Below are 12262 nucleotides of genomic sequence, written 5' to 3'. Positions count from 1 at the left end.
GTTCCTATTTCCCACGATGACGCGGGTCGAGAATATCACGGACGGCATCCCCAAACATGTTGCAAGCGAGAATCGTCACTGTCATGGCAATACATGGCCAGATGATCATGCCCGGAGCCAGCTCCATGTAGCGGCGCGCCTCTGAAATCATCCCACCCCATGAAGGGTCTGGCGGCTGAATCCCCAAGCCCAAAAAGCTGAGGGCTGATTCGGTCAGGATCGCACCTGAAATCGCCAGAGAGGATTGAACCAGCAGCGGTGCCGTTACATTCGGAAAAATTTCCTGAAACAAGATACGTGGCGTACTCGCACCGATGGCACGGGCGCTTTCTACGTACTCCAGATTTTTGATAGAAAGAACTGCTCCCCTCACCGTCCGGGTGAAGATCGGAATGTTCACGATCCCGATGGCCATGATCGTATTGAAGGTTCCCGGCCCTAATGCGGCGACAATCGCCAGCGCCAACAAAATTTCCGGAAAAGCAAACAGAACGTCCATACAGCGCATGATAAAACCATCAATCCAGCGCCCGAAGTAGCCGGCGATCAAGCCAAACAACGTACCGAAAACGACGCTGACAAGAACGGCAGAAAGCCCTACCACCAGCGATACGCGCGCACCGTAGATGATGCGGCTCAAAATATCACGACCAAACTGGTCCGTACCTAGCAAAAACTCACCCGAGCTACCTTCCATCCGATGATCCTGAAACATTTGTGTCGGGTCATGCGGAGCCAACACTGGAGCCAGCACTGCCGTCAAACAGAGCAACGCCAGCAAAATGGAGCAGAAGACGGCTGTCTTATTCGCCAAAAAACGCTTTCGAAATGTGCTCATGTCGCATTCCCCTTGTCAATACTTGATACGCGGATCAATCCAGGTATAGATCAGGTCGATGAGCAGATTGACCAGGACAAACACCAGAGCGACAAACAATACGCCTCCCTGTACAACCGGATAATCCCGCTGATAAATTCCCTCCAGAATGTACTGGCCCAAACCTGGAATCGAGAACAGCTGCTCGACGATAACAGACCCGCCCAAAAGGTACCCGATCTGCATACCTGCGATCGTAACGATCGGAATCGAAGAGTTGCGGAACGCATGGCCCATGACGATTGTCCATTTACTGTTACCCTTAGCCCGCGCTGTCCGAATAAAATCTTTGTCCATGGTTTCCAAAAACGCAGAACGAGTCATCCGCATCACACCAGCAGCCACCACAATCCCCATCGTTGTCGCAGGCAGAATGAATACCTTGAACGCCTCTATCGGATCTTCCCAGAAGTTCACCACATCAATGGGCGGGAACCAGTTGAAATAAAGCGAAAAGCCGAGCAAGAGCAGGGTCCCGATGGCAAAGTTCGGAACAGAAATACCTAGCAACGTAAACACACGAACCACGATGTCTGTTTTGGAATGAGCGCGAATGGCCGAGAGAATCCCGAACGGAATCGCGAGCACCCACCCAATCAGAACACCAAATACAGTCAGTTGCATGGTGATAGCAAAACGTTTGAGAATCTGAGGCAAAATCTCTTCCCCTGTGTGGACCGATACACCAAAATTCCCTTGCAGGATTCCTGATATCCAACGCAGGTACTGGTTAATCAACGGCTGATCCAGTCCCATGCTTTTATTCAACGCCGCAATTGCTTCCGGTGTGGCACTCGTTCCCAGCATGATGGAAGCTGGATCGCCCGGCACCAGATGCAGGATCGTGAAGATCAATACGGATATGCCAAACAGGATGGGAATCAGGCTGGCGACACGTTTGATTAGATAAGATCCCACGAGTTTCCCTCCATATTTAGAAACTTGGCTCCGCCTAACCTCTGGCGGAGCCTTCATCACACGTATGCTACATTACTTGATCGAAGTTTTGATCAGCGAGTATACTTCGCCCGCTGCGGACGGTGTGAAATCGATGTTGTCACGAACCGCGTAGTAGTTTTTCGGAGATGCCAGGAACAGGTTTGGTGCATCTGCTACCAGCATGGTTTGTGCTTCGTCATACAGCTTTTTGCGCTCTGTTTGATCGATTGTCGTCAGTGCTTTTTGCACCAGCTCATCGTAGGCCGGGTTGGAGTAGTTCCATACGTTAGCAGAACCAGTTGTCGAGAAGAAGAAGCGCATGGAACGGTCAGCATCTACACCAGATGTGTTGCGACCTACCATCAAGTTCATGTCCTTGGATTTCCACGTATCGATGTAGTTCCCCCACTCGAGCTGGTTGATTTTCGCGTTGATGCCGATTGCTTTGAGCTGTTGTTGGATCACTTGTGCGGTTTCTACCATGTCTGGATAAGTCGCCGCTGTTTCGATCTGTGTCTCGAAACCGTTCGGGTAGCCCGCTTCTGCCAGCAGTTGCTTCGCTTTTTCTACATCTGTTTTGTAGGTCGGATAAGTAGCAGGGTCCAAAGCCCAGTTGGTCAATGCAGGTGCGATCGGACCAGTCAGAGTCGCTTCGCCTTTCCAAACAGTCTGGATGATTTGGTTGCGGTCAACGGCATAGCTGATCGCTTCGCGCACTTTTGGATTGTCAAAAGGCTTTTTGTTTACGTTAATGCCCAGGTAGCTGTACTCCAGGGATTGGTAGTTCTTGATCTGTACGCCTGGCTTGCCTTCCAATAGCTTCGCAGAATCAGCAGACACCATGCTGATGTCGACTTTACCGGAGCGAATCGCAGCGAGACGCTCAGCCTCGTCCTTCATGATTTGGAACTTGATGGACTCTACCTTTGGCAGTTCTTTATTGAAGTAATCCGCATTTTTCTTTAGCAGGACATATTGTCCCGACTCACTTTTTTCCATTTTAAATGGACCGGTTCCGATTGCTTCCTTGGTCAGGTCAGTGGAGCCTGCTGGCACGATGGAAGCATAGGCACTTGCTGTATTGGCAACGAACGAGGCATCCGCATTTTTCAGCTTGAAGACAACTGTCGTTGGATCCTTCACTTCAATCGCTTCTACGCTGGAAAAATACGATTTCGCGATCGAGCCCGTGTCTGGATTCATGATTCGCTCAAAGCTGAATTTTACGTCTTCTGCCGTCATATCTTTGCCATTGTGGAATTTGACGCCTTTTTGCAGGAACATAGTGACCGTTTTGCCGTCTGACGCAATCTCCCACTTTTCTGCTAGGTTCGGTACGATGTTCATGTTCTCGTCCAGCTTGGTCAAGCTATCGTAGATGAGCGCATAGACACGCAAACTGGATGCCGCAGGAACCTTATGCGGGTCATAGCCCACTGGCTCTTGCTCGGCTGCCACGATCAGTTCTGTTTTTGCTTGTCCTTCCGCTGACTTGCCCTGCTCTGCGGGTGCTGTTCCTCCACCTGAACAAGCGGAAAGCGCGAGAGACAATGATAGGAAAAAGCCTGCCAATACTCGTTTTTTCACGATGGTACCCCCTAGTTTATCTCATGTTAGAAGCATATATTTCCTAACGGTACGGCCCTCTTCGCCCCTGTTACAGATGGCACATTGGATGGTCGTCCCATTAGTGTCTCATGACCCAAAATGGCAAAAGCGACTGCTTCCTTCGCATCGTCAGGCATACCAAACTGCTGCGCCGTCATCACGGTAATTCCCGTCGGCAATTGACGCTGTAGCATGGCGAGAAGCGTCTGGTTATGAGCGCCTCCACCCGAGACGATCACTTCCTCCACTTTGGTTGTTGGTAATACGAAATGCTTATAAGCGTCCGTGATCGTCGTAGCTGTCAATGCGGTCACGGTTGCTAACAAGTCGGCATGACTGATGCCGAGCTTTTCTGCTTCACTGAACAGCTCTTGGGCAAAAGCTTTGCCGTATACTTCGCGGCCTGTGCTTTTCGGCGGCTTGATCTGGTAATACGGATCCTGCAACCATTTTTCCAGTAGTACCGAAGAAACCATGCCACCTGCGGCCAGCTTGCCACCCTCGTCATATCTCATCTGTCCGTTGGTCATGTGTTGGACGATTTGATCCATGATCATATTGCCAGGGCCTGTATCAAAAGCGACGACTTGATCGATAGTTGCACTTGCAGGAAGTAATGTGACATTGGCGATTCCACCAATATTTTGCAGCAGTCTGCCTTTTTGCGGATGGCGGAACAAAATATAGTCCGCATATGGAACAAGCGGTGCTCCTTCTCCATCAGCAGCCAGATCTCGAGCGCGGAAGTTCCCCACCACTGGGATACCCGTACGTTCTGCCAATGTGGACAGCTCGCCGATTTGCAAGGACGCCCTGACCTCTGTCATTCCTTGTGGTCCGGGAAATGGCGTGCGTCCGGCGATATGCCAAATGGTTTGTCCGTGCATACAGACTGCATCTACTTCCGTTGCTGTTACACCCGCTTTCTGAATCAATTGCTGTACCGCATAGGCATACCATTCAGATAAGCCGTAATGCACCGCAGTTAACTGATCCACTCTCGCTGTTTCGACACTGCACAGATTCATGACCCACTCACGTAAGTCATCGGAGTAAGGCATATAAAAAAAATCGCGGAGAGTCACCTTTTCGATCTCTCCCTGTTCATCTGTGCGGATCGCTACGAGTGCGGCATCAATGCCATCCAGCGAAGTGCCCGACATCAGGCCGATGAGTACATGCTCATTTTTCGCACGATAATCGAGCAATTTTGCAGGTTGATCCATGTCAGAAGCCCCCATTTGAGTATCGAGAATCGTTGGAAAATTCGTTCCTGTTATCGCTTTCATTATATGTAGCAAAATTACATAAGTCAATCGATTATTAGTAAATTTTATTTCTTAAAATAAGAACAATGCACAAGTCTCGTCCATTTCAAGCTGGCACAGCACTAGCCCGTTTCCTTGAGAAAAACCCGGGATGTTATGGGTATGTTTTCCTATTAAAAAGTTTTATATATCAGCCAATGATTCCGTCCCATACGCAAACAAGCCGAACCTTTTTCACATAGGCTCGGCTTGTCTTCTTATAAAGGATAGTATTACGCAAACAAACTGATTAGGTTCCCATCCGGGTCTTTCACAATGGCATACCGCTGTCCCCAGAACGCATCCCACGGCTCACGGTGACTCTCATAACCATGTGTAACGATTTTCGCATACAACTTATCAAGTGCCGCAGCATCCTCACACAAAAAAGCCAGTTCAATCCGATGCCCGACAGGTGCTTCCCATCCTCCATACACACCCTTGGCAATCTCAATTGTATCAAAGGCCAGACGAACACCGTCCTGCGCTACCTCCACATGCGGCTCTTCATTTGCCTCCTCGGGTATATCGAAACCGAGTACCCGATAGAAATCCAACGCTTTTTTCATGTCCGCTACGACAATCCCTACCATATCAAGCTTGATTCCCACATCACTCACTCCTGTTCGCTCTTGATTTCTTGCTGGACGCGCTTGGGCAGTTTTTGGAGCACTGTCTCGTACGCATGCTCGATCATCCTTTCCCATAAGCCTTCGGGAATGTCAGCGTCCAAGTAGACAGAATTCCAATGGGATTTATTCATGTGATAGCCGGGTACGATTCCTTCGTAGCTCTCGCGCAATTCCTCCGCCCGCATCGGATCGCACTTCAAGGTGAGGATCCGAACGCCTTTGGAATCGCCCCCGATCATGGCAAATATTTTGCCTCCGACATGGTAGCGATCGCATTCCCAATCCATCTGATAGTCATGGGTGGCACCGGGCTGCTTCCGGCAGTATGTATCTAATGTTTGTTCATCCACTTGAATTCACCATCCTTTCTTTAGGATAACGAGTCTCGCAAAAAGAAGCTTGTAAAAAACGGACAACTTTTCGAGACTATCGATTCGCGCTGTCTAGCGAGACGATTTTGCTTGGTGCTACGCCGTAAAAAGTGTGAAAGCTCTTGATCAAGTGCGATTGATCGTAATAGCCACATTGGAGAGCTGTATCCGTAAACGAAGTGCGTATTCCCTTAGCCAGCACTTGCAGCAGCCCTTGAAATTGAATAATTCGCCCCAGTTCCTTCGGGCTCATTCCCAACTGTTGTTGAAACGTCCTGCGCAAGGTTCTCTCGCTGTAATTCACTTTCTCGGCGAGTACTGCCATAGAAAGATTTCCTCTGTATTCATATAAGTAGTACATGCTTGTCAAAAGCAACTGGTCTGTTGGATCATCCATCCACAAGCGTTTGATAAGCTCCTGCTCCAACCATGCGATCCGCTCCGCAGTGTCGGAAGCTTCGAGTAAGCCTTCTATTATCTCATCCGCCTCTTTGCCCCAGATGTCTTCCAGATTGGGATGATGTCCGTTGATCATGGCGACTGGGTAGCGCAAAAAGCGAGCTGCTCCCTCAGCGTAAAACCGAATGCCTAGCAAAGATTGTGGTTCGGTTATTAGCATGTCTTCGTACGTCCGCATCAGTCCCGTTAGAAATGCCCCCTGCTTTATAGAAGTAGCTCCGAGATTGAAAATGATATCGACGCATCCATCAGGAATGACTCGGCTCGTCCGCACGACTCCCCCGCCGTCGTATTCGGAGACCCAGTAGCAGGCGATATAGTTCGCCAGGCTTTTGCTGGGCATGTATTCTCGGTAACGGTACTCATTTGGGACGGTCGCTCGTTGCAGAGTCGGAGGTTGCACTGGGCGGTATTGCCGCATGATTTTCTCCATCCTTGTCCAATGATTAGAACATATATTCCCCCGCAATTTCCTAAATCCTTCTCACTCCTTGGCATTTTTTGAAAAACGCCATTCTCAGCGGGAGCCAGCAAAAACGGTCGTGAATGTAGTTGCATATGCTAGCACGAATGGATTTTTCGAAAGTGAGGTGCACGGTGTGATCTCCTCTTCCAAGTGGAAACTTCATCAGTTCTTTTCAAAAAGTCCGTACATCCGCCCTTACCTCCCGCCTACTTCCTTGTATCAGCCTGCACATTTGGACTCGTATGTAGCGAAGTATTCTACCGTCTATATCAAACCGACGCGAACCCATATGGGAAAAGGCATTATCCGTGTCTGGAAAACGGACGACGGGGGCTACCAGTTCGTCAAGGAACGCGGAGAACCGATGTACGCGATGACCTTGGCAGACTTAAAGCAACAGCTCGCCAGACAGTGCACAGAAAAAAATTATGTCATTCAAAAAGGGCTGGATCTGGCTGAACTCGACGGTCGCCCCTTTGATATTCGCGTCATGATGATGCGCAATGGATTAGGCAAATGGCAATATGCAGGCATGCTAGCCAAGGTAGCCGGTTCCGACAGTATTATTACTAATGTCGCTCGCGGCGGCGGATATGCTGTGACTGTTCCGCATGCCTTGAAAAAATCTGAGGCAGTCGCGCCCGACAAAATAAAAAGTGTCGTCTCGGATTTGATTCAGATCAGTCATCGTGTATGTGCCCACTTTAATAAATATCGGCACAGCGCGCAAATCGGCGTTGATTTTGCAATAGAGAAAACAGGAAACCTCTCCATTATTGAGGTTAATTACGATTTTCCTTCTCACGGGCTGTTTGCCAAGCTCAAAGACAAGACCTATTATCATACGATTAAAAGACTTCACACTCAGTATAAAAACCGGGTGAAACGAAAACAGAGGAAGGCATAATCGCCCTCCTCTGTTTGTATTATTCGTGTGCCAATTTTGTCTCCAGCATGGAGGTGCAGTTCGGGCAGCGTGTAGCCTTGATCGGAATCGCCGAGATGCAATGCGGGCACTCTTTGGTTGTCTCAGGTCCCTTCTCCACTTCTTGCTTGCGTTTGAAGCGATTGAGCTGCTTGATGACGATAAAAATAGAAAAGGCGATAATGACAAAATCAAGGACGGAATTGATGAACAACCCGTAGTTCAGCGTCGCAGCTTTAGCTAATTTTGCTTCAGCGATCGTCTTATAAGGAACTCCGCTCAAATTGATGAAGAGACCAGAGAAATCGACCTTGCCCAAAAGCATCCCAATCAATGGGGTAATGATGTCATTAACGAGGGAAGTAACAATTTTACCGAACGCCCCACCGATAACCACCCCGACAGCAAGATCCATCACATTCCCTTTTAACGCAAACTCTTTAAACTCTTTTAACACAATGACTTCCTCCTTAATTCCTATTCCCCTAATACATTCTGTAAAAAATGGCTGACAAAGCGTTCATGGTCAACCTCCAGGCACACATCCACATTCGGCGGCTGTGCTGGATGCTCCCGTCTGTCCCCAATTGTACGGGCATCACTTGCGCCCCCCGACGTATCTACTGCAACATGCATTGGGACTGACTTCACAAACGTCGGATCAATGACGACACCTACCGCCAGTGGATCATGCAAACCGCAGCCGCGCAAATTGCCCACTGTCGCATAGGCATTCATGTACACCTCGCACATATCCGCGAAAACATGACTCAAGCGTGTATCCGTCGCTCTCCATTCCTGCAAATATTCGCGGGTAAGCAGTGTTTGCATCGTCACATCCAGCCCTACCAGCGTCACTGGAATACCTGACTGGAAGACATACGCTGCGGCTTCCGGATCGGCGCAAATATTCGCCTCCGCTACAGGCGTGCGATTACCCGGCACCGTTACAGCTCCTCCCATCACAACCACTCGTTTGACGAGAGACACGATTTCTGGAGCAGCCATAATCGCCCGTGCCAGATTGGTCATGCTCCCGACGGTCACGATTGTCAATTCGTGAGGATGTTCCTTTATCGCAGAAATGAGATATTGTGTGGCACACTGTGGCTGAGCCGTTGTCGATGGTTCAGGCAAGACGACATTGCCTAGCCCGTTTTCACCGTGGAACAGTCTTGCTTTTCCTGTGAGGTCGCGAACAATCGGCTTCGATGCCCCCTGATAGACAGGAATCATAGAGGCATCCAGAAGCTCTAGCACCTGTAAGGTATTGCGAGTTGCTTCCTCCATCGTAATATTGCCAAAAGTTGTAGTAATCCCACACACTTCAAGAGCAGGCGAGTGAACGGCGTAAGCAATCGCCAGCGCATCATCAATCCCGGTATCTACATCCAAAATGATTTTTTCCATGCGCTTATACCCCTCCCTGATCCAAAACGGTTTGCAAAAAGCGCTCTGCCTCTGCCATCTCAACCTCAACACATACAACCGTATCGGTTCCTACACTCGGTTTCGCCCGTAGATCGGCTAGAACGGCACCGCGTGACAAATCGCTTTTACATTCGACCGAGAGCTTCATTTGCTCCGTCCGCATCTTTTCAGGTGAGAGAGCCGCTAGCATCGCTACCCATGCATGGAGCGCACGAGCTGAAGCAGCGAAGTGCATGTCTGACATCGTCGTTCTATCGATCAGGCCGACTGCATGTGCGAGGCTTCCCAATGTATGTACTTGCTCTTCCGTCAAACGAAACGAGCTGGTTGTATCTAATGGAACAAGCACAAGTGGCAAGCGGGCTGCCAACACGAGCGCAGCTGCTTCTGGATCACCATGCATGTTTGTTTCGGCAATGGCCGTAACGTCTCCTGGTACACGTATAGCTCCACCCTGCACCACGATTCTCGTAAATTTACACGCCAACAGTGGATCACTCACCACAGCCAAAGCCAGCGTCGTCAAACGGTCAAACGTTACATACGTCAGGTCACTTTCCTCGTCCTGCGTGGTTTCTGTAAGGAACCTTACACCTTCTGGGGTGGTCGTCTCGATCGTTCCCGAGAAAAGCGGTTGCTTGGCACCTGTTACGATTGGAATTTCATAGCCTGGCTGTGCAAAATCAATTAGCTTCCTAGCCAAGCTTGACTGCGTGTCTCTGCAAACGATTCCTGCCACTTGAACATCAGGTGAGCGCAAAGCATATAGCAAGGCCAACCCTTGACCAAATCCACCGCAAAACTCGATGATCAACCGGTGTTTTTTTGTCACAATCTCATCTCCCGCTTCTCGCAATTGCCATTTGTCAAAACCGCTTTTCCTATGCTATCCAAATCAGCAGCAACCGTCAAATACCCAAATGCTCATCTCTACGTTCTATATCTCTTGCATCGAGCTGATAACTATTTTACACTTATTCATAACTTCGACAAAAATCGCCATCACACAAGACTAATGCGCCAAGCCATGCAAAAGGAGTATAACGGTCATGCTTTCGTTGAACCACCCAACCATGGAAGCTATTTCTCTCGTGAGAAACCAACTGATCCAAGCGATTGTGCAGCACCAAACGAAGCCTTATCTGCCCGTTTGGGGTGAACTGTTTACTGCGTTGCGGGAAATCCAAAAGGCAGGCCAGCATTCACAGAAAAATATACATGTCTATTCCATTGAGCCGACAGGCGACCTCTGGTATTTGTACCGGGAGAATGTATTTTCTGTCGATCTGCCTGGGATTGGCATCACGATTTCTCTTACACCAGAGCAATTCATTGATGCCTTCTTGAAAGGAAGCTTTCAACCTACTCTATCGATAACAGAGCCGTCATGAGAAACGGCTTTTTTTCATGCATTTTGAACAAAAAAAAGCCCCAAGATATCAAACCTTGGGAGAGAGTAGTACGTTGTATTCACGTGAATAACCCTATTTTATATCCAGCTACTCACGCATTCCAGCTGTATATTCAGGCAATTGTACCTATTATATCCTCTGAGTAAAAATGCTGTCGAAACCTACCATTTATACAATAGCAAAAAAAAGAGGCGGCCCTTCTGCACAGATTGGGTGCCGCCATCCCGAACTTCCCCAAGTTCGTTCATATTGGAATTGTACTATGAAACGGCCTTATCGAAAAGTGTCAGGTTTTGTTTTCCTGTGAATAATTACAAATCCCTGACGCCTGCTCGGGCAATCAGGGATTCATCTATTTGCTATCGTTGTTGAGCACATCAGCCGCTCTTGGTCCAAAAATAATATACAAATAGACATATTGGCTGACGCTAACTCGAGGAAAGACAAACGCAACACTGGTCTTCCCCTCTTGTTGTCTGACAAAATAACGCAATTTGCTTGTTTTGATCCTTTTCACAATGCGTGTTGCTTCTCGCCATGGTACGGAAAATTGAACGCTTTTTTCCATCAGCACCCACACCTCTCACGGCTAGTATGCCCGGATTGGTAAAATTACACACTCACTCATACCGCAGTGCGTCAATCGGTTTGAGCTGTGCTGCTTTTCTCGCCGGATACACACCAAAAATAACACCAACCAATGTAGAGGTCAAAAACGCATACATGATCGGAGACAGACTAATGGAAGTCGCCATCTGGCCGAGCTTGCTGACCAAAAACGCAGCACCTACCCCTAAGGCAATACCAATAACCCCACCAATCAGGCTAAGCGTAACCGCTTCGATCAAAAACTGGCGGAGAATATCTCCCCGCTTGGCTCCAATCGCCTTGCGAATCCCGATCTCCCGTGTCCGCTCCGTGACAGATACCAGCATAATGTTCATCACGCCTATCCCGCCAACAATTAGCGAGATGGCGGCAATGCCAGATAACAGTGCGGTCATCGAGCTGGATACTGACTGTGCTGTACTTAAAATGTCTGACTGAGACGTAATGCGGAAGTCATCTTCAGCTTGTGGCCGTAGTTTGTGATTGGCACGAAGGACTTGCTGAATATCTTGCTGTGCCTTCTCCATCAGTTCCGACGATGCTGCTGAGACGTAGATCGAGCCCACATTTTTGCCTCCGGTCAACCTGCTCAGCGCAGTGGTAATCGGAATGATGATCCGATCATCGTTGTTTGTCATTCCTGAACTTCCCTGGCTCTGTAATACACCGATGATCGTAAACGGAATCCGGTTGATCTGGACGGTTTGCCCCACTGGGTTCGCGCCTTTGAACAGGTTGCTGACCACCTCGGTCCCCACGACAGCCACGTTGTATTGCATCTTCACTTCAAAGTTGCTAAAGAACCGCCCTTGTCCTACTTCTACATTCCTCACCTGAGGGAAATCGGCTGTCGTCCCCTCGAGCGTACTGGAATAGTTATTGCTTCCCCAGACAATCTGCCCCCGTGCATTCACGCTGGGAGCCACACCCGAAATGGCCTCTTTTTGCATCAGGGATTCTGCATCTGCCATCGTCAGCGTATTCAGAGAGCCAGCCCCAAGACTTACCCTGCCTTGTGTCGCCTGACCAGGTGTGACAATTAGCAGGTTGCTCCCTAATCCATTTATCTGAGAAGCAACAGACGTGGAAGTCCCCTCTCCGATCGCCACCATCGCGATAACAGCAGCCACACCGATGATAATTCCCAGCATCGTGAGAACGGAGCGCAAGCCATTTGCCCTGATGCTGCGAAATGAAATGCGTACACATTCAATAAAGCTCATTTG

General features: G+C 49.0%; 14 protein-coding genes. 2 read left to right on the top strand and 12 right to left on the bottom strand.

Features of this window, described 5'->3' with window-relative positions; all coding sequences use genetic code 11:
• Window positions 1–4 precede the first annotated feature (4 nt).
• The 7 genes from C7R93_RS14420 to C7R93_RS14390 all read right to left on the bottom strand — a co-directional run bounded on the left by C7R93_RS14420 (window position 5) and on the right by C7R93_RS14390 (window position 6614).
• Window positions 5–838 carry an ABC transporter permease gene (locus C7R93_RS14420; protein ID WP_106839461.1) on the bottom strand — a complete coding sequence of 278 codons (834 nt, stop codon included), beginning with the start codon at window positions 836–838 and terminating at the stop codon, window positions 5–7.
• Window positions 839–853: 15 nt separating this feature from the next.
• On the bottom strand, window positions 854–1795 hold the full coding sequence (locus C7R93_RS14415) for an ABC transporter permease (protein WP_106839460.1): 942 nt from the start codon (window positions 1793–1795) through the stop codon (window positions 854–856).
• Between the two features lie 72 nt (window positions 1796–1867).
• Window positions 1868–3403 carry an ABC transporter substrate-binding protein gene (locus C7R93_RS14410; protein ID WP_106839459.1) on the bottom strand — a complete coding sequence of 512 codons (1536 nt, stop codon included), beginning with the start codon at window positions 3401–3403 and terminating at the stop codon, window positions 1868–1870.
• Window positions 3404–3429: 26 nt separating this feature from the next.
• On the bottom strand, window positions 3430–4650 hold the full coding sequence (locus tag C7R93_RS14405) for an anhydro-N-acetylmuramic acid kinase (protein WP_106839458.1): 1221 nt from the start codon (window positions 4648–4650) through the stop codon (window positions 3430–3432).
• A 314-nt stretch (window positions 4651–4964) separates the two neighbouring features.
• Window positions 4965–5342: a VOC family protein gene (locus C7R93_RS14400; RefSeq protein WP_106839457.1), complete on the bottom strand. Its 378-nt coding sequence runs from the start codon at window positions 5340–5342 to the stop codon at window positions 4965–4967.
• Window positions 5343–5347: 5 nt separating this feature from the next.
• Window positions 5348–5713 (bottom strand): MmcQ/YjbR family DNA-binding protein, encoded by a 366-nt coding sequence (locus C7R93_RS14395; RefSeq protein WP_106839456.1) that lies wholly within the window; start codon window positions 5711–5713, stop codon window positions 5348–5350.
• A 76-nt stretch (window positions 5714–5789) separates the two neighbouring features.
• The gene (locus tag C7R93_RS14390) at window positions 5790–6614 is read right to left on the bottom strand and encodes an AraC family transcriptional regulator (protein ID WP_244191547.1); all 825 of its coding nucleotides are present in this window, start codon (window positions 6612–6614) and stop codon (window positions 5790–5792) included.
• 178 nt (window positions 6615–6792) lie between these two features.
• Here C7R93_RS14390 and C7R93_RS14385 point away from each other — a divergent pair, with 178 nt between their 5' ends.
• A complete protein-coding gene (locus C7R93_RS14385; protein ID WP_106839743.1) occupies window positions 6793–7566 on the top strand; it encodes a YheC/YheD family protein in 774 nt (257 codons plus the stop codon).
• Between the two features lie 19 nt (window positions 7567–7585).
• Here C7R93_RS14385 and mscL read toward each other — a convergent pair whose 3' ends face one another.
• The 3 genes from mscL to C7R93_RS14370 are packed head-to-tail and all read right to left on the bottom strand — an operon-like array spanning window position 7586 to window position 9847.
• A complete protein-coding gene (gene mscL / locus C7R93_RS14380; protein ID WP_106839454.1) occupies window positions 7586–8041 on the bottom strand; it encodes a large-conductance mechanosensitive channel protein MscL in 456 nt (151 codons plus the stop codon).
• Between the two features lie 20 nt (window positions 8042–8061).
• Complete coding sequence (locus tag C7R93_RS14375; protein WP_106839453.1) at window positions 8062–8994, bottom strand: nucleoside hydrolase; 933 nt, start codon at window positions 8992–8994, stop codon at window positions 8062–8064.
• A 4-nt stretch (window positions 8995–8998) separates the two neighbouring features.
• A complete protein-coding gene (locus C7R93_RS14370) occupies window positions 8999–9847 on the bottom strand; it encodes a nucleoside hydrolase (protein WP_106839452.1) in 849 nt (282 codons plus the stop codon).
• A gap of 217 nt (window positions 9848–10064) precedes the next feature.
• Between C7R93_RS14370 and C7R93_RS14365 the strand changes: the two genes are divergently transcribed.
• Window positions 10065–10406 (top strand): hypothetical protein, encoded by a 342-nt coding sequence (locus C7R93_RS14365; protein ID WP_106839451.1) that lies wholly within the window; start codon window positions 10065–10067, stop codon window positions 10404–10406.
• A 373-nt stretch (window positions 10407–10779) separates the two neighbouring features.
• Here C7R93_RS14365 and C7R93_RS14360 read toward each other — a convergent pair whose 3' ends face one another.
• Window positions 10780–10995 (bottom strand): hypothetical protein, encoded by a 216-nt coding sequence (locus tag C7R93_RS14360; protein WP_017250899.1) that lies wholly within the window; start codon window positions 10993–10995, stop codon window positions 10780–10782.
• 52 nt (window positions 10996–11047) lie between these two features.
• Entirely contained in the window at window positions 11048–12259 is a 1212-nt protein-coding gene (locus C7R93_RS14355; protein WP_106839450.1) for an ABC transporter permease, read from the bottom strand.
• Between the last annotated feature and the right edge of the window lie 3 nt (window positions 12260–12262).

The organism is Brevibacillus fortis (genome assembly GCF_003013395.1).
In the GTDB taxonomy this organism is placed as follows: domain Bacteria; phylum Bacillota; class Bacilli; order Brevibacillales; family Brevibacillaceae; genus Brevibacillus; species Brevibacillus fortis.
The sequence above is the reverse complement of the archived record's forward strand: the minus strand, read 5'-3'. Positions and strand labels throughout refer to the sequence as shown.

Coding starts and splice junctions, on each gene's coding strand:
- C7R93_RS14420 (WP_106839461.1), bottom strand. CDS start 838: ATGAGCACATTTCGAAAGCGTTTTTTGGCGAATAAGACAGCCGTCTTC.
- C7R93_RS14365 (WP_106839451.1), top strand. CDS start 10,065: ATGCTTTCGTTGAACCACCCAACCATGGAAGCTATTTCTCTCGTGAGA.
- C7R93_RS14405 (WP_106839458.1), bottom strand. CDS start 4,650: ATGGATCAACCTGCAAAATTGCTCGATTATCGTGCGAAAAATGAGCAT.
- C7R93_RS14390 (WP_244191547.1), bottom strand. CDS start 6,614: ATGCGGCAATACCGCCCAGTGCAACCTCCGACTCTGCAACGAGCGACC.
- C7R93_RS14375 (WP_106839453.1), bottom strand. CDS start 8,994: ATGGAAAAAATCATTTTGGATGTAGATACCGGGATTGATGATGCGCTG.
- C7R93_RS14360 (WP_017250899.1), bottom strand. CDS start 10,995: ATGGAAAAAAGCGTTCAATTTTCCGTACCATGGCGAGAAGCAACACGC.
- C7R93_RS14355 (WP_106839450.1), bottom strand. CDS start 12,259: ATGAGCTTTATTGAATGTGTACGCATTTCATTTCGCAGCATCAGGGCA.